Annotated in this window: 16 protein-coding genes; 6 read left to right on the top strand and 10 right to left on the bottom strand. The window is 72.4% G+C overall.

Annotated elements, in window-relative coordinates; translation table 11 throughout:
* Positions 1-27 precede the first annotated feature (27 nt).
* On the top strand, positions 28-1,260 hold the full coding sequence (locus ACIBO8_RS01120) for an SUKH-3 domain-containing protein (protein WP_396113057.1): 1,233 nt from the start codon (positions 28-30) through the stop codon (positions 1,258-1,260).
* 21 nt (positions 1,261-1,281) lie between these two features.
* Here ACIBO8_RS01120 and ACIBO8_RS01125 read toward each other — a convergent pair whose 3' ends face one another.
* Genes ACIBO8_RS01125 through ACIBO8_RS01140 form a run of 4 tightly spaced genes read right to left on the bottom strand, consistent with a single transcriptional unit; the run spans position 1,282 to position 6,108 of the window.
* On the bottom strand, positions 1,282-1,962 hold the full coding sequence (locus ACIBO8_RS01125) for a maleylpyruvate isomerase N-terminal domain-containing protein (RefSeq protein WP_396113058.1): 681 nt from the start codon (positions 1,960-1,962) through the stop codon (positions 1,282-1,284).
* Between the two features lie 39 nt (positions 1,963-2,001).
* Positions 2,002-2,451 (bottom strand): zf-TFIIB domain-containing protein, encoded by a 450-nt coding sequence (locus ACIBO8_RS01130; protein WP_396113059.1) that lies wholly within the window; start codon positions 2,449-2,451, stop codon positions 2,002-2,004.
* Position 2,452: 1 nt separating this feature from the next.
* Entirely contained in the window at positions 2,453-3,709 is a 1,257-nt protein-coding gene (locus ACIBO8_RS01135; RefSeq protein ID WP_396113849.1) for a glycosyltransferase 87 family protein, read from the bottom strand.
* Complete coding sequence (locus tag ACIBO8_RS01140) at positions 3,682-6,108, bottom strand: putative bifunctional diguanylate cyclase/phosphodiesterase (protein ID WP_396113060.1); 2,427 nt, start codon at positions 6,106-6,108, stop codon at positions 3,682-3,684. Before ACIBO8_RS01140 ends, ACIBO8_RS01135 begins: the two co-directional genes overlap by 28 nt.
* Before the next feature lie 665 nt (positions 6,109-6,773).
* On the opposite strand from ACIBO8_RS01140, the gene moaC reads away from it, so the two are divergent.
* Genes moaC through ACIBO8_RS01160 form a run of 4 tightly spaced genes read left to right on the top strand, consistent with a single transcriptional unit; the run spans position 6,774 to position 9,380 of the window.
* Positions 6,774-7,247 carry a cyclic pyranopterin monophosphate synthase MoaC gene (gene moaC / locus ACIBO8_RS01145; RefSeq protein ID WP_396113850.1) on the top strand — a complete coding sequence of 158 codons (474 nt, stop codon included), beginning with the start codon at positions 6,774-6,776 and terminating at the stop codon, positions 7,245-7,247.
* Positions 7,244-7,729 carry a molybdenum cofactor biosynthesis protein B gene (locus tag ACIBO8_RS01150; protein WP_396113061.1) on the top strand — a complete coding sequence of 162 codons (486 nt, stop codon included), beginning with the start codon at positions 7,244-7,246 and terminating at the stop codon, positions 7,727-7,729. The genes moaC and ACIBO8_RS01150 overlap by 4 nt, the downstream gene beginning before the upstream one ends.
* Positions 7,730-7,740: 11 nt before the next feature.
* On the top strand, positions 7,741-8,955 hold the full coding sequence (locus tag ACIBO8_RS01155) for a molybdopterin molybdotransferase MoeA (RefSeq protein ID WP_396113851.1): 1,215 nt from the start codon (positions 7,741-7,743) through the stop codon (positions 8,953-8,955).
* Positions 8,952-9,380 carry a molybdenum cofactor biosynthesis protein MoaE gene (locus ACIBO8_RS01160; RefSeq protein WP_396113062.1) on the top strand — a complete coding sequence of 143 codons (429 nt, stop codon included), beginning with the start codon at positions 8,952-8,954 and terminating at the stop codon, positions 9,378-9,380. The genes ACIBO8_RS01155 and ACIBO8_RS01160 overlap by 4 nt, the downstream gene beginning before the upstream one ends.
* On the opposite strand, the gene ACIBO8_RS01165 is transcribed toward ACIBO8_RS01160, so the two are convergent.
* The 4 genes from ACIBO8_RS01165 to ACIBO8_RS01180 form a co-directional block, all read right to left on the bottom strand.
* Positions 9,367-10,716 carry a glycosyltransferase 87 family protein gene (locus tag ACIBO8_RS01165; RefSeq protein ID WP_396113063.1) on the bottom strand — a complete coding sequence of 450 codons (1,350 nt, stop codon included), beginning with the start codon at positions 10,714-10,716 and terminating at the stop codon, positions 9,367-9,369. The two genes, ACIBO8_RS01160 and ACIBO8_RS01165, sit on opposite strands and share 14 nt — an antisense overlap.
* A 94-nt stretch (positions 10,717-10,810) precedes the next feature.
* A complete protein-coding gene (locus tag ACIBO8_RS01170; protein ID WP_396113064.1) occupies positions 10,811-11,386 on the bottom strand; it encodes a DoxX family membrane protein in 576 nt (191 codons plus the stop codon).
* A gap of 103 nt (positions 11,387-11,489) precedes the next feature.
* Positions 11,490-12,692, bottom strand: a complete 1,203-nt coding sequence (locus ACIBO8_RS01175) for an ATP-binding protein (protein WP_396113065.1) — start codon at positions 12,690-12,692, stop codon at positions 11,490-11,492.
* A 91-nt stretch (positions 12,693-12,783) separates the two neighbouring features.
* On the bottom strand, positions 12,784-13,485 hold the full coding sequence (locus ACIBO8_RS01180; RefSeq protein ID WP_396113066.1) for a hypothetical protein: 702 nt from the start codon (positions 13,483-13,485) through the stop codon (positions 12,784-12,786).
* A 140-nt stretch (positions 13,486-13,625) separates the two neighbouring features.
* Between ACIBO8_RS01180 and ACIBO8_RS01185 the strand changes: the two genes are divergently transcribed.
* The gene (locus ACIBO8_RS01185) at positions 13,626-14,330 is read left to right on the top strand and encodes a prepilin peptidase (protein WP_396113067.1); all 705 of its coding nucleotides are present in this window, start codon (positions 13,626-13,628) and stop codon (positions 14,328-14,330) included.
* 1 nt (position 14,331) lies between these two features.
* Here the strand turns inward: ACIBO8_RS01185 and ACIBO8_RS01190 are convergent, their stop codons facing one another.
* Both ACIBO8_RS01190 and ACIBO8_RS01195 read right to left on the bottom strand, forming a co-directional pair.
* The gene (locus tag ACIBO8_RS01190) at positions 14,332-17,547 is read right to left on the bottom strand and encodes a UvrD-helicase domain-containing protein (RefSeq protein WP_396113068.1); all 3,216 of its coding nucleotides are present in this window, start codon (positions 17,545-17,547) and stop codon (positions 14,332-14,334) included.
* A gap of 464 nt (positions 17,548-18,011) precedes the next feature.
* The coding region (locus ACIBO8_RS01195; RefSeq protein WP_396113069.1) for a metallophosphoesterase at positions 18,012-19,114 on the bottom strand (1,103 nt) is incomplete at its 5' end.

The following is a 19,114-nucleotide window of genomic DNA, read 5'->3' on the forward strand; positions in this document are numbered from 1 at the left end:
CACACGGATGGCACACGAGGGGGCGGGATGATCACGCTGGCCGAGGCCGAGGAGATCGCCGCCGGGTGGGCGCGCACGGAGTCCGAGCGCCGCGGGTACGAGTGCACGCCGATGGTGAGCGAGTTCGACCTCGGGTACGTGGTGTGGACGAAGCAGCCGCCGGCCGTGCTGCCGGTTCCCGGTGACGGTGTGCGTACGGTGATCGACCGCGAGAACGGGGCGCTGTCGACGTACCCGGGTGTGCCGGTCTCGGTGGTCGCCGAGCTGTACCGGCGGCAGCAGCCGGAGCTGGCAGCCCGTCGGCGGACCGTCGACCCCGAGGTGGAGCTGCGGCGCAACGCACGCCGCCGGCCGTCGCCCACCACCGCCGCTCATCTCACCGTGGACGGAAGCCTGTTCATCGCGCGCGGGGCGAAAGGCGATCAGCGGATCGACCATCACCCGCTGGTCGCCGAGCAGCTGGCCGAGATGGAAACCGGTGCACGGGTACGCGGCACCGAGCGGCACGCAGAGCTCATCGTGTTGTCCGACGCGCTGCACGAGGCTGATCGCGTACGGGAGAAGCCGTTGACGCTCGACGAGGCCCGGGCGTGGCTGCGGGGCGCCGACTTCGAGGCGTACCTGGTCCGGGAGAAGGGTGATTCGCTCGCCGGTACGCAGGCGCGGCCGTGCGAGTCGTGCCTGGTCACGCTCGTCGACTTCGCGCTGCTGCCGTGGTCGCACCTGGCGTTCGTGGAACCGTTCCGGCCGTACTCGCCGAACGTGGCGGAGCCGGGCCGCTTCCCGGACGTCGTGGCGGGAGCGCTGGCCGATGCGGGCTGGCGGCCGACGCATCGGATGGTGGCGGAGGCGCTGGCCGACGGGATCATCGAGGATGTCGTCGCGGTTCCCGGCCGGCGGCACCGGCACCGGCCGTTCCCGGCCGCCCGTGCCGCGATCATGGACTTTCCCGGGATCTTCTGCGGGCTGCGGATGCCGGGGGTACGGCGGCAGGTCCGCTGGCTGTCGCTCGAGCCGGCGGCGGCCGCGCACACCGCGGACCTACTCGGGGAGTTCGCCGAGGTGATCGGTGCGCCGCTGTTCCCGCTGGGCGTCGAGGCGAAGGGCGACGCGATCGTCGCGATCGACGAGCGCGGCCGGATGTTCGCGCTGGATCAGGGCGGCGAGTGGTTCCTGGGCGACACCCTCGACGAGGGGCTGCTCAGCCTGCTGACCGGCGACGGCCCCGCAGAAAGGGTGCGCGACGACGGCTCTTGGTGACGGGCGACGGTAGGCCGCGGGTCAGGCGATGAGCGGGAACTGATCGGCGCGAGCGCCGAGCGCCTGCCGGTCGGCCGCCGTGAGCTCGTCACGTCCCGAGCTCTTGCGCAACGCTTCGGCCGGGGCCCATTCCGCCGGAAGCCCGCCCGGGCCGGCCAGGCCCTCCATGGTGGACAGCGTTACGGCGACCGCGTCCTGCGGGGGTCCGGCGGCGCCGGGCAGGGAGGCGATCAGGTCCAGGTGGTGGATGACCGCCTCGGTGACCAGCGTCGCCACGAAGTCGGGCACGGCCAGGACGTGGTCCTGAGTGCTCACGAAGCCGGCCGGATCCGCGGTGCGGGCCGCGTGGACGGCCGCCGGCGCGGTCTCCGTCCACCGGCCGACGACCCCCGACGGCCGTTCGTACGCCGCTGCCGCGCGGCGGACCCACTGCGCGTGGGCGGCCGCGGCCTCGGCGTTTCCGCTGCCGGGGAAACTCCGCCAGTACGTCACGGAGTCGACGTCGGGCGGCCCGTCGGCGGGCGTGTGCAGCGCGACGAGGGCCCGTTGCGCGTCCAGCGTGACGTGCAGGAGCAGATCGGCCACGGTCCAGCCGCGGCAGGCCGTCGGCAGCAGGAGATCCGCGTCGGCGAGGTCACGGACGACGGCGGTCAGGCCCGAATATGCGGCGTCGAGCGCGGCGGCCGGCGCGGGAGGCTTCATGGAAGATCAGCCTGGCACGCCGGCCGCCGACCCGCACCGTCAGTCGAACAGCTCGTTGAGGAAGCTCTTCCGGCGCCGGTAGTGGCCGTGGTGGCCGCCGTGCCGGTAGTGACCGTGGTAGTGACCGTGGTACCCGCCGTGACCGCCGTGGCCGTACTGCGGGCCGTGGCCGTACGCGGGGGCGGCCGGCGGGTAACCGGGCTGTCCGTAGCCGGGAGGCGGCGGCGGGGGCGCTGCGTAGCCACCACCGTGGGCGGGCGGGGGCGGCGGGGGCGCGTACCCACCCGGGCCCGGCGGGGCCTGGGCCGGGCGCGGCGGGGCGCCGGCCTGCGCCTGGCGGCTGTTCCAGTTGGCCTCGGCCTCGAAGAGCTTCTCCAGCTCACCGCGGTCGAGGAAGATTCCGCGGCACTCGGTGCACTGGTCGACGGTGACGCCGCTGCGCTCGTAGACCCGCATCTCGCCGTGACACTTGGGACAGGTCATCTGCATCTCACAAACGGTACAAGGCCCTGTCACCGCGCGGTGCCGTTGTTGCTGTGGGTCTGCTGAACGCCAGCGCCGGCGACCAGACCAGGAACGCCAGCGGATACAGCAGGTAACCGAAGCGCGTGGTCGGCATGAGGAGGATCGCGGCCAGCAGCCCGTACCCGCAGAAGAGCGCCGCCGACGCCGCGGTGACCGGCGGGCGGCGAACGAGCAGCACCGCGACGGTGAGGGCAGCCGCGACCAGCAACGCGGCCGCGACGTAACGCCCGCCCGGCAGCGTCTGGGAGATCAGATAGCCGGGGAAGGGTGACTGTGCCGGGCTCGTGACGAGGCCGTGGCCCAACGGGAAGCGGACGACGTTCTCGACGAACGCGTTCGCGTCCACCAGGAACGCGGGAACCAGCGCGAGGACGGGCAGCCCCAGGGCGCCGGGCAGGAAGCGGCGCAGGTTGCCGGTGGTGAAGGCCAGCACCAGCAGCACGGCCACCACCGGCAGCGCGAAGAGCTTCAGCGCCGCGGCGACTCCGACGGCGGCACCGGCGGCTCGGTAGCGGTCGGTTGCGCAGCACGCCAGGGCGAGCAGGCACAGGGCCAGCACCGGCAGGTCGTCCCCGCCCGTGGCCAGAGTCAGGGCGCAGATGGGCAGGACGGTGGCGAACTGCACCGCGCGTATCGGAGCGGACCGCAGCAGGCGCACGGCCGTGACCAGCGCGGCCGCCGTGACCAGCGCAAACCAGATCCGCGCGTCCGTACACCAGACGTCGCCGAAGGCGGCGCGAGGCAGGCCGAAGACGGCCATCCCGGGCTGGTACGGCGCATAGCCGAGCAGCTGCTCCCCGGGCGGCAACGCGCCGATCGCGTCCGGCCCGAGGTACGGCGTGCCGGTGTGCGCCAGCCGCTCACCCATGTGCTCGACAACGAGGACTTCCTCCTGGGCCCGATCGGTGCGCCCGGCAGCGCGCTGGACGGCCTGCACGGCCAGCGGCACCAGGGCTACGCCGGCCCATACCGCCCACGTCAGTGACATCCGGAAGGCGGGCCGCCGCAGGAGGAGTTGCAAAGCCGCCGCGAGGAAGGCGGCGAGATATCCCCAGACCGCGATGCCGCCCCAGGCGCGGTGCGGCAGAAGCGTCGACGTCAGGGCCGTGACCAGGGCGAAAGACGCGGAGAGCCCGTAGAGCGCAAGATCGGCACCCAGGCCACCGGCCGCCCGGTCGATCCGCTCCAGCACCCTCACGCAGGCAAGTGTGGCAGAGATGATCTCGGGTTCCGGCGGTGCGCCATCCGCACCACGGAACCGGACTTGTGCAGCGGACCGGCGAGGAACCCCGGCCGTCCGCCCGACCCGCGCTGCAGGGTGGCCAGCAACCGGCCGGCCCGCATAGGCCGCGCGAACAGGTGCCCCTGCCCGGTGAGGCAACCCAGCTCCCACAGCGCGTGCCGCTGCGGTTCACTCTCCACACCGTCGGCCACCACGATCAGGTGCAGGCTGCGGGCGAGGTCGACGGTCGAGCGTACGACCGCAGCGGCCTCCGTCGACGTCTCCACCTGCACCACGAACTCCCGATCGATCTTCAGCTGGTGCACCGGCATGCGGGACAGCACGGACAGCGACGAGACGCCGGTGCCGAAGTCGTCGAGGGCCAGTTTGACGCCGGCGTCGCGCAGTTCGTGCAGCGTACGGTCGACCACCTCGAGCTGGCTGAGCGTCAGCGTCTCGGCGAGCTCGAGCACGAGCCGGTCGGCCGGCACGCCGTGAGCGCCCAGCCGGTCGAGCACCGTGGCGGGGAACGTCGGGTCGAGCAGGCTGCGCGGCGACACGTTGACGGCGACGGGCAGGTCGAAGCCGGCCTCCCGCCACGTACTCAGCGCGGTCAGCGACTCCTCGAGGACGGCGGCGGCGAAGGCGGGCAGTTGCCCCGAGCGCTCGACGGTCTCCAGGAACTGCATCGGCGTGAGGTCGCCGTGCTCGGGATGGTGCCAGCGGGCCAGCGCCTCCGCGGAGACGACCTCGCCGCTGGCCAGGTCGACGATCGGCTGGAAGTCCACCATGAACTCGCGCCGGGTGACGGCCCGGCTGAGCTCGCCGCCCAGCACCAGACGGCCGACGTCCGCGGTGTCCCGGGCGTGGGCGTAGATCGCCGTCCGGCGCCCGCCGCGCTTGGCCTCGTACATGGCGACGTCAGCGCGGCGCATCAACTCCTGGACCCCGCCGCTGCCGGGGGCGAGCGCGATCCCGCCGGCGGCCTCGATGGTCAGCTGCATGCCGTCGACCTCGATGGTCCGCTCCAGCGTGGCAAGCAGATCCGAGGCGCGGTGGGTGGCGACCGCGGGGGCCGGAAGACCGGTCAGCAGTACGGCGAACTCGTCCCCGCCCAGCCGCGCCACGAGGTCGCCTTGCCGAGCGGCGCTCTCCAGCCGGCGGGCCACTTCGCGGAGGACGTCGTCGCCTGCGGAGTGCCCGAGGGTGTCGTTGACTTCCTTGAAGTGGTTGAGGTCGATCAGCAGCATGGCGAACATGCCGTCCGGTGCCCGCCTACCGAAGAACCTGTCGGCCTGGTCGAGCAGCTCACGCCGGTTCGCGAGCCCGGTCAGCGGATCGTGGGTGGCGGCGTACGCGTTCTCCGCGTTGATCCGCTGGAGCTCCGCGTACGCACGGGCGTTGCCGATGGCCGTGGACAGCGACGAAGCGAAGGTCTGGAGTTTGTACTGCTCGGACTCGTTGAGCTTGACCGGCTTGCGGAACCGCAGCCGCAGCGCCCCGATGGGCCCGGACGGGCCTTCGAGGTCGGCTCCGATCGTCCAGTCGTTGCGTGCGGGCGCCGCGGCCACCGTGCCCTCGTAGCGCAGCCGCCCGGCCGAGCCACGGATCAACCGGGGCAGGTCGACGTCGCGTAGCTCGATCTCGGCCTCGTCGGCGGAGAAGAGCTCCGGCGCGAGGGTGACCGCGGCGTGCAGAACTGTGGTCAGGTCAGTCACGTTGAGCTGATCGGTGGTCCCTGCGAGCCGCCGCCAGGCCTCCTGGTCGGCGCGCTGCCGGATCTTGTTCTTGGTGGCGAGCTGCAGCGCCAGCACGGTCGGGACCATGGTGAGCACGAGCAGCTCCTGCCGACCGATGATCAGCACGGTCAGCAGCGCCAGCACAATGTTGACGCCTCGGATCCTGATGACGACGTCCCGGTTGTGGCGAATCGCCTGCCGCCAGGGCATACGGGTCGCAAGGGACATCACTGTGCTGCCCAGAAGGTCGTCCACAATCGCGTAGGCGAGGGCGGCTGCGATCAGAGCGAGGACGAGCCGCGGCAACGACGGGGCGGCTTCGAGTTCCATGCCGGGCCGGATGCCGGCGAGGAAGGCGACGGAGCCGGCGGCGGCTGCGCCGACCGTATCCTTCCCGACGTTGAAGATCACCTTCATCGGCTGGCGGATAAAGATCTTGGAGGCGAACACGCCGAGGGCGGTGCAGATGATCGCCCATGGCAGGGGCACCGTGGCGACGATCAGCAGAATCGAACCCGACGTAGCCGAGAAGGACCGCTTCTCCGAGCGGATGCGCAGCAGGATGAGACGGCCGCTGGCCGCGGCGATGATCACGGTGAGTGCGGCGAAGAACGGCACCCTGGCCAGCGGCATCGCTTCAGCGGTCAGCGCGGACGTCACCAGGCAGCAGATCCCCGCAAACGCGACTAGACCGACATACAGCCGTAGCCGCTTGTCGGTCTTCGCGTCGTTCACCGCGGACGCCCCATGTCTCCATGGTCCCCCGCTGCCCGTACGGGCTGTCAATGCCTTGTTGCCGCTCCGTAGCGAACTTGCGGGCGAGGGCTCATGACCAGTCGTACTCACGCATCTCGCACCTCCCGTTTCGTGAATAGGGGTCGCCGTTTAGGTGACCGGCCTTCGAAAAATCCCCCCGTCGCGCTACCGGACCTGTTCTCCGACCAGAAGGTTAAGAACGGAACGGCTAGCGGGGAAGAATGTTTTGTCGCTCGTTTCACGAAATGCGAGTATAGCGCGCTATGTACCGATTCAGTGACGATCCAATGACGCTCCGCAGCGGCGGAGTGCCCTCTCCTCGACTGGGCAAACAGCGCAACTTCCGGGACACCGCATCCCGAGAGCAGCTATGAATGTACGACGTTGCAGGCGACCTGGCGGAAACTGCAAAGCGTGCGATGGATCAATTCACCGCGTAGAACGGATTGCGATCCGAAATGGCTACGGAAAGTGGGAGATCGCTGACGAAGCGCCATTGCTCCGGCGCGTCCGAATGTCAAGACCATCGCGCGGGTGGATAGTCTGCTGGCGTGACGAAGCCAGCGAAAATGACGCATGTCGACGCCGACGGGGCGGCCCGTATGGTCGACGTATCGGCGAAAACCGTGACCGTCCGCCGCGCCGTGGCCGCTGGGCGGGTGGTCACCACCGCCGAGGTTGTGGCGTTGCTGCGCGGCGACGGACTGCCCAAGGGGGACGCTCTCGCCGTCGCCCGGCTCGCCGGAATCATGGGCGCTAAGCGGACACCCGACCTCATCCCCTTGTGTCACCCGATCGGGTTGCACGGGGTCGTCGTCGACCTCACCGTCACCGACACCGGCGTGGACATCGCCGCCACGGCGAAGACCGCGGACCGTACGGGTGTCGAGATGGAGGCTCTGACCGCGGTGGCGACCGCCGGGCTCGCGCTGATCGACATGGTCAAGGCCGTCGACCCGGCGGCGAGCATCGAGGCCGTCCGCGTCCTGCGCAAGGAGGGCGGCAAGACCGGGGATTGGGTACGCCCGGAGGACCGCCCGTGATCCGCGCCCGCGTCATCGTCGCCTCCAACCGGGCCGCGGCCGGGGTGTACGAGGACACCAGCGGCCCGCTGCTCGTCGCCGGCCTGCGCGATCTCGGCTGCGACGTGGACGTTACGCCGGTCGTGGTGCCCGACGGCCCCCCGGTCGCCGAGGCCCTGCGCGTCGCCGTCGCGGACGGCATCGACGTCGTGCTCACCAGCGGTGGCACCGGGGTCACGCCGACCGACCGGACGCCCGAGGCCACCCGGCCGCTGCTCGATTTCGAGGTGCCGGGCATCGCCGAGGCGATCCGGGCGTACAGCCGGGACAAGGTGCCGGCCGCCGCGCTGTCCCGGGGGCTCGCCGGGGTGGCGGGGCGCACGCTGATCGTGAATCTGCCCGGTTCCACCGGCGGGGCGCGCGACGGGCTGGCGGTGCTCGGCCCGATCCTGGCGCACACGGTGGAGCAGGTCCGCGGCGGTGACCATAGGCTGCAGGAGTGAGCGCAGACAGCATGCCCGTCGACTGGGACAAGGCCCGCACCCTCGCGTACGAGGCGGGCCGGGCCGCGGCTGGGCCCGGGCAGGCCGTGGCGCTGCGCGAGGCGGACGGCCGTACGCTCGCCGAGCCGCTGGTGGCCCGCACGGATCTGCCGGCCTTTCCCACCGCCAGCATCGACGGGTGGGCCGTGCGGGGCAGCGCACCCTGGCGCCCGGTCGGCCGGGTCCTCGCCGGGAACACGCCGCCCCCGCTGACGCAGGACGGCACCTGCGTCGAGATCGCGACCGGCGCCATGGTCCCGGACGGCGCCGAGGCCTTGGTCCGGGTCGAGGAGTCGGCACGCGACGCCGAGGGCCGGGTCAGCGGGACGCCGCGTCCGCAGCCGGAATGGCGGCTTCCGGGCGAGGAGGCGCGCCGCGGCGAGGAGCTGCTGCCGGCCGGCACGCCGGTCGACCCCGCGGTGCTCGGCATGGCGGCCACCTGCGGCCACGACACCATTTCCGTACGCCCCCAGCCCCGCGCCGCCCTCCTCGTCTTCGGTGACGAGCTGCTGACCAGCGGACCGCCGGGCGGCGGGCGGGTGCGCGACTCGCTGAGCCCGCTGGTTCCCGCCTGGCTGCGCCGCCACGGGGCGAGCGTGGACCCCGCCGCCGTGCAGGGGCCGGTGCGCGACACGCTCGAAGCCCACGTCGACGCGATCCGGCAGGGGCTGGCCGTGGCCGACGTGGTGTGCACGACCGGCGGCACGATGCACGGTCCCGTCGACCACCTGCACCCCGCCCTGTCCTCCCTCGGCGCCGAGTACGTCGTGAACACCGTCGCCGTGCGGCCGGGCTTCCCGATGCTGCTCGCCCGGGTCGCCGGCCCGGACGGCCGCCCGCGCTTCCTCGCCGGGTTGCCGGGCAATCCGCAGTCGGCAGTGATCGCGCTGGTGTCGCTGGTGGCACCGCTGCTGGCCGGTCTGCACGGCCGGGAGCTCCCCGTTCTGCCCCGGGTCGAGTTGACCGCGCCGGTGCCGGGCCGGGGGGCGTACACCCACCTGGCGCTGGCCGCCCTCGACGCCGACGGCCGCCGTGCGACGCCGCTGGGCCACGCCGGCTCCGCGATGCTGCGCGGTCTCGCCCGCGCGCACGGCTTCGTCGTGGTCCGTCCCGACCGGCAGGCCGCCGCCGGCGAGCTCGTGTCCTTCCTGCCCCTTCCGCTGGCACCCGGGGAGCGCATCGCATGACCGCAGACGCCGTACGGATCGCCGAGGTGGGCGAGGCTCCGCTGGATCTCGCCGCGCACGAGAAGGCGGTCGCCGATCCGCGGGCCGGCGCCGTCGTCTCCTTCCAGGGCGTCGTCCGCGACCACGATCACGGCCGGGGCGTGACGCTCCTGGAGTACGAGGGCCATCCGAGCGCCGCCACGGTGATCCGCGAGGTCGCCGCGGAGATCGGCGCGGATCCCGACGTGTACGCGGTCGCCGTCTCGCATCGCGTCGGCACCCTGGAGATCGGGGACGTGGCGCTGGTGGCCGCGGTCAGCACCGCGCACCGTGCGGCGGCGTTCGCGGCCTGCGCCCGGCTGGTCGACGAGGCGAAGGCCCGGCTGCCGATCTGGAAGCGGCAGGTCTTCACCGACGGCACCGAGGAGTGGGTCAACTGCCCCTGACGAGGGGTTCGCGGGGCGGCGGGATGGCCGCCGGGCGCCGGGTGACCCACGGGTCCGACGGCACGGCCGGCGCCGCGCCCGGCCGCCAGGGCAGGGTGTTGACCAGCACAATCAGGGCCAGCGCGTACGAATTGCCGGACAGCGGGTCGGTGAGGTTGCCCATCGGGGCGAGAACCACCAGCAGGTAGGTCAGCACCGCGGCGGCAGCCAGACCCGCTCCGGGGTGCCGCGGGCGTCCCGGCAGCGGACGGCGTGCCGAGGCCTGCCGCCGGGCTGCCGCGTCGACGAGGATCAGCACCACCGGGAGCATCCACATCAGCTCCTGCGTGCCGGTCACCGGGCCGACGATGGCAGCGGTCAACCCCACCAGGGTGAACGCCGTGACCTCGTCGCCGTCCGCGTGTGCGGATCGCGCCCGGATCAGGCCCACCGCGACGAGCAGCATCGCGAAGGACAGCCACAGGAGCAGGGGCGTGCTGGCCGAGTCGTACAGCCGCGCCAGAACTCCGGCCAGCGACTGGTTGGCCGGGGCGTCGATCGGCCCGCTGCGGTCGATGCGCCACAGCACCTCGCCGACCCAGGCCGCCGTCTCGTGCGGGGCGAGGAGGAGCGCACCGGCCGCGACCGTGAGCGTCGTGCCGATGGCCGTCAGCGCCGCCCGCCACTGCTTGGTCACCGCCAGGTACGCGATGAAGAACACCGGACTGACCGTGAGCGCCGTCGCCAGGCCGATGCCGGCCCCCGCCCAGCGCCCCTCTGCCCAGATGCGCCGCAGCCGGGGTGGCGGCGCGGCGGCCGCCTGGCGGCGCGGCCACCAGCGGGCCCGCCGGAGCGCCCAGGCACCCCGGCGCAGCCCCACGATGTCGGCGGTGACCAGCCCGAAGGCGAGCAGGTCGAGCGTGCCCAGGCCGAGCGCGGCGCGGACCGGCTCGACCGTCAGGGCCAGGGCGCCCGCGGCGAGCACGACCGGCCAGCGGCGGCGGCCGTACCGGCGGGCGACCGGGCCGGCCAGGACGATGAGCGCCAGGGAGAGCGCCGCCACGCCGGCCAACGCCAGTGCCCAGCCCGCGACGGCGAGTGGCAGGACGGCTGCGGGCGCGACCAGCAGCGCGGCCGGCGGGGGCAGGGCGGTGCCCAGCTGGCTGCCGGCCGCCCGGTACGCGTACAGCCCGTCGCCGGCCAGCCAGCTCGCCAGGGCGCCGCGATCCACGGCCAGGCTGCTGAACCCGTACCGTTGGGCGATGGTCGTGATCGCGGCCAGGATGCCGATGCAGGCGAGGCCGACCACGAGGGAGCGGGAGGTCGTGGGCCGCACCGATGACCGCATCGCGGGCATGCCCGACCTCCCGTGGCTCGTCCGCTGGTCCTCTGACCGCTTAACGGCGCGACGCCCGGTTTGGTGATTGAGTTTTTGATGTTGGTCGCGAGCCTCAGACGGGCAGCTTGCGGCCGGCCGCCGCGGACATGGCGGCGATCTTCGCTTCCCGCCGGGCGGTACGCACGGCACGACGCGCGGACCGCTGCGAGCGGTCGACGGCGCGGCTCACGGACCGCTGGGACCGGTCGAGCGCGTGACTGGTCCGGTACCCGAGGCCCGGCTTGCCCTGGGTGTCCACCGCTGCCAGCAGGAGCCCGCCCAGCAGCCCCAGGTTCTTGAGGAAGTGGGTCTCGTGCTGGGTGCGCTCGGGCTCCGGCATGGTCCAGAACGAATGCCCCGCCACCGTGGTCGGCACGAGCCCGGCGGCGAGCACCGCGGCGGCCGGGCGGGTGAGCCGGCCGGTGGCCAGCAGCAGCCCGGCCGCGACATCGCTCGCTGCCTTGAGGCGCACCAGGCTGCGCGCGTCGCTCGGCAGGCGTGGGTCCACCTTCTCGATCATCGGGCCGACCTTGTCGGTCACCCGCTTGGCGGCGGCGACCTTGGAGTCGGGGTTGAGGACGATGCGGGCTCCGCTGACGACGAAGATCGCACCGAGCATGGCGCGGGCGGCGGCACGTACGGGCTTCATAGCCTCGTTATACCCGCGTCGCCGGATGTCCACCCGGCGGAAGGTCCGTACCGTCCCGCCGTGGACACTCATTCACGCGGCGTTGCCCCGGACCTTGCACGCCCTAGGGCTGCGTACGCAGATAGCGCCCGAAGTGCGGCACCGTGAACGCGACCGTCCCCCGCTCGCCGGAGTAGATCAGGCCCTTCTTGATCAACGCATCGCGCGCGGGCGACAGGCTCGCAGGCCGCCGGGCGAGCGACGCGGCGATCTCCGAGGTGGGCACCGCCGCGTCCATGTCGTTGTCGGCCTCGCCGGAGAGCGAGGCCATCGCGCGCATGTACTCCCGCTCGGCCGGCGTCGCCCGCTCGAAGCGGGAGCCGAAGAAGCCCACGGCCAGCTCCGCCTCGGCCTCCGGGGCGGCCACCCGGACGTCCTCGGCGGTCACCGGTGAGGTCGGTGCGTGGTCCCAGGTCGCCTTCCCGTACGCCTGGACGAAGTACGGATAACCGCCCGACTTCTCGTAGAGCAGGTCCAGCGCCTTGGCCTCGTACTCGACGTCCTCGCGCGCCGCCGGTGCACACAGCGCCAGGTCCGCGGCGATGCGGTCGAGCCGGTCGATGCGCTGGTAGCGGAACAGCCGCTCGGAGTACGACTTGGCGGCGGAGAGCACGGCGGGCAGGTGCGGCAGCCCCGCGCCGACGACGATCAGCGGGGCGCCGAGCTGCGACAGCTCGTGGCAGGCGGCGCAGAGTGCGGAGACGTCGGCCGGCCCGAGGTCCTGCATCTCGTCGATGAACAGGGCGATGCCCGTGCCGACGTCGGTCGCGAGCGAGGCGGCGTCGGTGAAGAGCTCGACCAGGTCGATCTCGATGTCGCCGGAGTCGGCGCGTCCCCGCGCGGGCGGCACGTCGATGCCGGGCGTCCACCGGTCGCGCAGCTTCGCGGTGGCGTCGTTGGCGCGCAGGGCGAACGCCTTGAGCACGCCGAGCACCTCGTCGACCCGGTCGGGGTTGCGGTGGTGCGGGGTGAGCTCGCGGATCGCCATGTGCAGGGCGGCCGAGACCGGGCGGCGCAGCGACTGGTCGGGGCGCGCCTCGATCTTGCCGGTGCCCCAGAGCCGTCCGATCGCCGCCGACCGCAGCGTGTTGAGCAGGACGGTCTTGCCGACACCGCGCAGGCCCGTCAGGACGAGGCTGCGTTCGGGGCGGCCGCGGGCCACCCGCTCCAGAACGACGTCGAAGGCGTCCAGCTCACGGCCGCGCCCGGCCAGCTCGGGTGGGCGCTGGCCGGCGCCGGGAGCGTACGGGTTCCGGACCGGATCCACGGATAGCACCGTATCGGGCTGTCTAGCCGAAAAGCTAGAGTCCGGTATTCAAGGCTCGTATATCGCTCTCTAGCGTTACTGCTAGATATCGCTAGTCGGCGCCATACTCCTTGAGGCAGAGCACGAAGTCGAGGCTGTCCAGCTCGCTGTCGTAGAAGTACCACTTGGTGTACTTCGCGACCTTGCTGCACTTGTCCTCGGCATCCGCCTCCCCGCTGGTCCGGCCGTCGACCCGCTTGAGCACCTCGAACGTGCCGCTGGCGCAGGACACGATCTTCAGGTCGGGGCTGTCGTCGGCGGAACCCTCGTTGCGGACGCACTGCCCCTTCCTGACGAAGCGGGCGTCCTCACTGGTCTGCGGCTCCGGCGCGGCCACCTCGTTCGTGGCGGTCGTGGCCGGCACCGTCGGGCTCGCATTGCCGTCGTTCTTCGAGGAATCCGCGCGCGACACGAGCAGCGCCGTCGTGCCGAGGCCGCCGCAGATCAGCAGGCCGAGCACTACGACGAGGGCGATGATGGGCGCGTTGCGCCGCTTGGGCGGCACCGGCAGCGGGGGCTGCTGCCAGGGCGGCGGCGTGTTCAGCGGCGCCGCCGGATAGGACGTCGGCGGGTAGGACGAGGACCCGGTCGGCGGGACCGACATCGGCTGGCCACCCCACGCGGCATCCGGGGCGGGCGACGAGGCGGTCTCGGCGTCACCCCAGGGATCGGCCGGCTCCGTGTACGGCTCGTCGGACCCCGTCGGGCCCCCGTGGGGCCAGCCCTGGCCGGAGTACGGGCCGTTCTGCGACATCGGGTTCCTCCAGGCGGGATTCGCTGTACGCCACCGTAGCGTGCACGCTGGCCGGTATCCCTCCCGGAATCGCGCCGATCCCGCCGACCTGTCGGTAACAAGACGCGCCGGATCATCACTCGTCCGATACGTTCCGGTCCATGTCCCTGTCGGTGGCCGCCTGCGCGGCCGTGTTCGGCGGTGCCACGGCCGCCTTCCTGCCCCGCGTCGCCCACCGTCTCGCGATCCCACGCGGCACACCCGCCCGGTCGGCTTGCGCTCACTGCGCCGAGCCCTTCCCCCATTGGGTACGCGCGGGAGCTGCCTGCGTCTGCGCCGGGCCGCCGCTGTGGACGGTGACGATCGGTGCCCTGGCGGCCGGCCTGCTCGGAGCCACCATCGGCCCGTCCCCCGTGCTGCTGGTCCTGCTGCCCGCAACCGTCCTCGGGCTCCTGCTCGCCGTCATCGACCTGCGCTGCCTGCGCCTGCCCGACCCGCTGGTCGCCGCGCTGGCGGCCGCCACGGTCGTCCCGCTCTCCGCCGGGGCGCTGATCGCCGGGGAGCCCGGCCGGCTCGCGCGGGCCGTCGTGGTGGCGGCGCTGGGCGGGTCGGCGTACCTGATCCTCGCCCTGCTCCCGGGCCACGGCCTGGGTCTGGGCGACGTGAAGCTGGCGACCGTCCTGGGCTTCGTCCTGGGATTCGCGGGCCCGCCCGCGGTGCTGGCCGGCCTGGTCGCGCCGCACCTGATCAACGGACCGGTCGCCCTGGTGCTGCTGCTCCGGAGGCGCGCGAACCGCCGCACCGCCCTGCCTCTGGGTCCGGCGCTCCTGGCCGGTGCCCTGATCGGCCTCGCCGCTTCGGCCTGAACTAGAGGAGGCGCAGCTGCCGGTCCTTCGGGCGGGACGGGACGGTGTCACCCATCCGCTCGAAGAGGCCGGCGTCGATCGCGTCCAGGAAGGGCGACGGCGACGTCTCCCGCTCACTGCCGTGCCGGAACCGCCGGGCCGCGTGGCTGACGTAGAGCCGGTCCTGCGCCCGGGTCAGACCCACGAAGAAGAGCCGGCGCTCCTCGGCGGTGTCGTCGTCGGAGGGCGTCGAGCCTGGCCAACGCAGCGGCAGCAGCCCGTCCTCGCACCCCACCAGGAAGACGACCGGGAACTCCAGACCCTTCGCCGCGTGCAGGGTCAGCAGGTTGACCGCCTCGGCCCGCGGGTCCAGCGCGTCGACCTCAGCCCCCGTCGCGATCTCCTGCAGGAAGCGTGGAAGGTCGTCGCCGATCCGCTGGGCCAGCGGCATGAGCAGGTCCGCCGCGGTCCAGATGTCCTCCGGGGCGAGCTGCTCCGCGTCCAGGGTGGGTGCGGCGTACCGCTGGGCCAGGACCTGGGCGCTGAGTTTGACGCGCGCGGCCAGCGAGCCGCCGAGACCGTCCGCGTGCCGCAACTCGCGGGCCAGAACCTGCACCCCCGGACGGTCGCGCAGGCGGTTGTGCGACCGTTTCTGTACGGGTACGCCCGCCCGCGACAGCGCATCCACCACGGCCTGCGCCTGCGAGTCCGTACGGTAGAGCACCGCCACGTCGGAGAAGGACAGCGTGCCCGGCGCCACCGCGCGCGGGTCCACCCGGCCGGAGTCGAGCGAGCGGTGCGACAGGCCGCCCACGAGCTCGTCCACCGTACGCACGACGAAGTCGGCCTCGTCCGCCACGCTCGCCGCGAAGTACCGCCCGACCAGCGGTGACTCCGGATTGACCCGGGCCGGATCCAGCCGCCGCCCGCTGACGAGTGAACTGGGAGCGATGGCCTGCACCGCCGCGGCGAGGATCGGCGCCGACGAGCGGTAGTTGCGGGTCAGCCGCACCAGCCGGGCGTCGGTGAAGTCCTCGGCGAAGCGCAGGAAGTAGCCGACGTCGGCACCCCGGAACGAGTAGATCGCCTGGTCGGGGTCGCCGATCGCGCACAGGTTGCCGTCCGCGGGGCTGAGCAGGCGCAGCAGCTCGTACTGGGTGTCGTCGACGTCCTGGTACTCGTCCACGAAAATCCACTGCCACTGCCGGCGGTACTTCTCGACCAGCCCGGGATCGTCCCGCAGCAGCGTCACCGGCACCGTGAGCAGATCGTCCAGGTCGACCAGGTCCTGCTGGCGCAACAGCTTCGTGTACGCGGCGTCGTCGTCACCGGCCTGCTCCCGCGCTGCGGCCCGCTCGGCGTCGTCGGCGATCCGCCACCCGGCGCCCAGCCCGGCGGCCTTCGCGTTCTCCTTGAGGATCGTCAGCCCCACGGCGTGGAACGTGCCGACGGTGATGTCCTCGGCGGCCTCACCCATGAGAGCGTCCAGCCGCCCCCGCATCTCCTCGGCCGCCCGCCGGGTGAAGGTGATCGCCAGGCAGCGGTGCGGGAACACCCCCATCTCGGCACACAGGTACGCGATCCGGTGCGTCAGCGTCCGCGTCTTGCCGGTGCCCGGACCGGCAACGATGAGCAGCGGCCCGCCGGGCGCCGACGCGGCCACCCGCTGCATCGCGTCCAACCGGTCGAGCAGCCCGGTGCCGACCTCCTCCATACCGGCGAGCATCGGCTCGAACGGTTCGTGCGGCGACGCGGGCGGCTGGATGGGCGGAGCCTTCTTCTTCACCGGCTCCTTGGGCGCCTTCCGGACGGGCGCCCGCCCGATCGCCGGCTCGGCCCGGCGCTGCTGCGGCACCGGCACCACGTCGAACAACGTCTCGGCCTGCGGGGCGCTCTGCTTGTTCCGCAGCTCCCCCGGCGCGAACAGGGTGATGACGCCGTACTCGCCGTCGTACCCGGGCACCCGCCGTACGTCACCGCGGCGCAGCCGGCCGATCGCCTCCTTGAGCGTCTCCCCACCGTGCTGCCCGATCGCATCGAGCGGCACGGTCCGGAGAATGTCCAGCTCGGCCCCGAGGTTGGCGACGAGAAGGTGCAGCTGACCCTCGACGGTCTTCGACTTCGGTCCGACGCCGTTGATCTCGCCCAGGATCTCGGCGAGCTGGATCAGATGCTCCACGGTCTGCGGCCGCGTCTTCCCGGCGTCACGATCCGCGAGATCCTCGACCCGGCTCAGCACCCCGACGGTCAGCGGCTTGCCGCACTCCGGGCACCGGCCCCCCGCCTCCCGGGTACGCGCAGGCTCCCAGTTCACGCCGCACGCCCGATGCCCGTCGGCGTGGTACTTGCCCTCCTCCGGGAAGAACTCGATCGTGCCGGCGAGGGTGTATCCGTCCTTGACCGCGAAGTAGTCCGGCGTACCCGTGAAAAGCGTGGCCTCCCGGGCGAGCGCGGCGGGCGAATGCGCATCCGAGTTGGACACCAGCCGGTAGCGGTCGAGGCTCGAAACCCGCCAGTTCATCTCCGGATCGGAGGACAGCCCGGTCTCGACGGCGGTGATGTGCCCGGCGAGGTCGGCGTAGCAGTCGGCGATCGCGTCGAAGCCCGACTTGGAGCCCAGCGCGGAGAACCAGGGCGTCCAGATGTGCGCCGGGACCAGGTAACCGTCGGGACTGGCCTCCAGCACGATCTCCAGCAGATCCCGCGAGTCCAGCCCGAGAATCGGCCGCCCGTCGGCCGCCAGGTTCCCGACCCGCCCGAGCGCGGTGTTGAACCTCGCCGCCGCCTCGAGGTCCGGCAGGTAGATCAGGTGGTGCACCTTGCGCGTACGGTCGTCCCGCTTGTAGATCGTGGAGATCTCGACGCTGAGCATGAACCGCGCGGGCGGGCTCGCCTGCAGCGACCCGGGCAGCCGCCGCGTGACGTCCTTCTCGGCGTCGGCGCTCAGCCGGAACAACCCGGGCTCGCCGGCGGGCCGCAGATTCTCCCGAAGATGGTCGAACCACGCAGGGTGCGTGAAGTCGCCGGTGCCCAGCAGTGCGATGCCCTTGCGGCGGGCCCACCAGGCCAGGTTGGGGAGGGTGAGGTCACGGCTGCAGGCACGCGAATACCGGGAGTGGATGTGCAGATCCGCGACGTACGTGTCCGCGGCAACCGAGGACCCTGCGCTGTCCGAGGGCACGCTGCATCCTGTCACGTACGCGCCGCGAGCCAGAAGCCGCCACGCGCGAAGTGACATAACCGATCCACGATTGAATCCCCGGGAGATCGTCGTCGTGGCTCGGCGCAAGGACCCAAGATTCACTTCCAAGAGGTACGCGCGGGCCCGGGCACCCTCCGTTCGCTGCGGTGGGCGTGGTGTTTGTACGGGCTTGCCGCGGGTGGCTCGGACGGGCCCGGGGAGCGTCCGTGCCGGCTGTGCCGTGGGCGCGGCACGGCTTGGTCCCTGCCGGTTGTGCCGTTCGTGCGGCGTGGGTGCCTCCATGCCAGCTGTGCCGTCGCGCGGCGTGGGTGCCTCCATGCCAGCTGTGCCGTCGCGCGGCGTGGGTGCCTCCATGCCAGCTGTGCGGTTGTGCGTCGGGCTTGACTTCTGCTGTGCCGTTCGTTCGCCGCGTCGGTGCATGCCGGCCGGCTGTGCCGTTCGTGCGGCGCCGCCTGGCCTCCGCCGTGCCGTTCGTCCGCCCGTTCCTGCCGCGCCGTTTCTCAGGGCGTGCGGAGGTCGATGACCGAGACCTGCGGAGGCGCCCCGACCCGAACCGGCGGCCCCCAGAACCCGGCGCCGTTGGTCACGTACACCGGAACGCCGTCCACCTTGCCGAACCCGCTCACCACCGGCTGTTGCAGCCGTACCAGAAGGTTGAAGGGAGCCATCTGCCCGCCATGGGTGTGCCCGGAGATCTGCAGATCGACGCCGTAGGGAGCCGCCTCCCGAGCCGCCACCGGCTGGTGAGCCATCAGCACCACGGGCCGCGAAGGATCCCGCCCGCCGAGAGCCCGCCCGAAATCGGGCGCGTCGCCGACGTCAGCGCCCCCGAGATCGTTCACCCCGGCGAGGTCGAGCCCGTCGATCTCCAGCCGCTCATTCCGCAACGGCCGCACGCCGAGACGCCCGACCTCGACGACCCACTCCTGGAACCCGGAGTAGTACTCGTGGTTCCCGGTGACGAAGTAAGCGCCTCGCCGCGACTTGATCCCGGCCAGCGGAGCCGCGAACTTGCCGAGCTCCGCCACGCTGCCGTCCACGAGATCCCCGACCACGCAGACGATGTCCGCGTCGACGGAGTTGATGAGGTCGACGATCCGCTCCGTGTGGCCGACGCCGGTGAGCGGACCGAGGTGAATGTCGGAGACCACGGCGAGCCGCGTCCCGTCCATGGCGCGCGGGAGCTTGGCGAGGGGCAGCTGGACGCGATCGAGCTGGGGAGCGCCGGTTGCGGTCTTGACGCCGTACCCGGTGATGCCCGCGGCGGTGAGGCCGGCGAAGATCGCGGCTCCACGGGCGAGCAGGAGCCGCCGGTCGATGCCGGACGGGTCAGGGGCGTTCGAGCCGTCGTCGGTCGCGGCGGAGGTTTTCGCGGTGATTGCGCTATTGGTGGCCTGGGCTGTTGTCCCGATGCCGCCTTGAGCGGCCCCCTCGCCAGGCGGGATGTCGACGCCGGTGGCCGACGTGCTGGCAACGGGCGTTGGAGCTTCCACCCCACCGTCTCCGTGGCCCGCGGTCGTCCGGTCGGCATCGGCGTCGCCCTTCGTTGCGGGGGCGTTGGCCTGCGCTGTGCCGGCGTTGGCCTGCGCTGCGCCGGTCTTGG

The organism is Actinoplanes sp. NPDC049681 (genome assembly GCF_044465265.1).
Classification (GTDB): Bacteria; Actinomycetota; Actinomycetes; order Mycobacteriales; family Micromonosporaceae; genus Actinoplanes.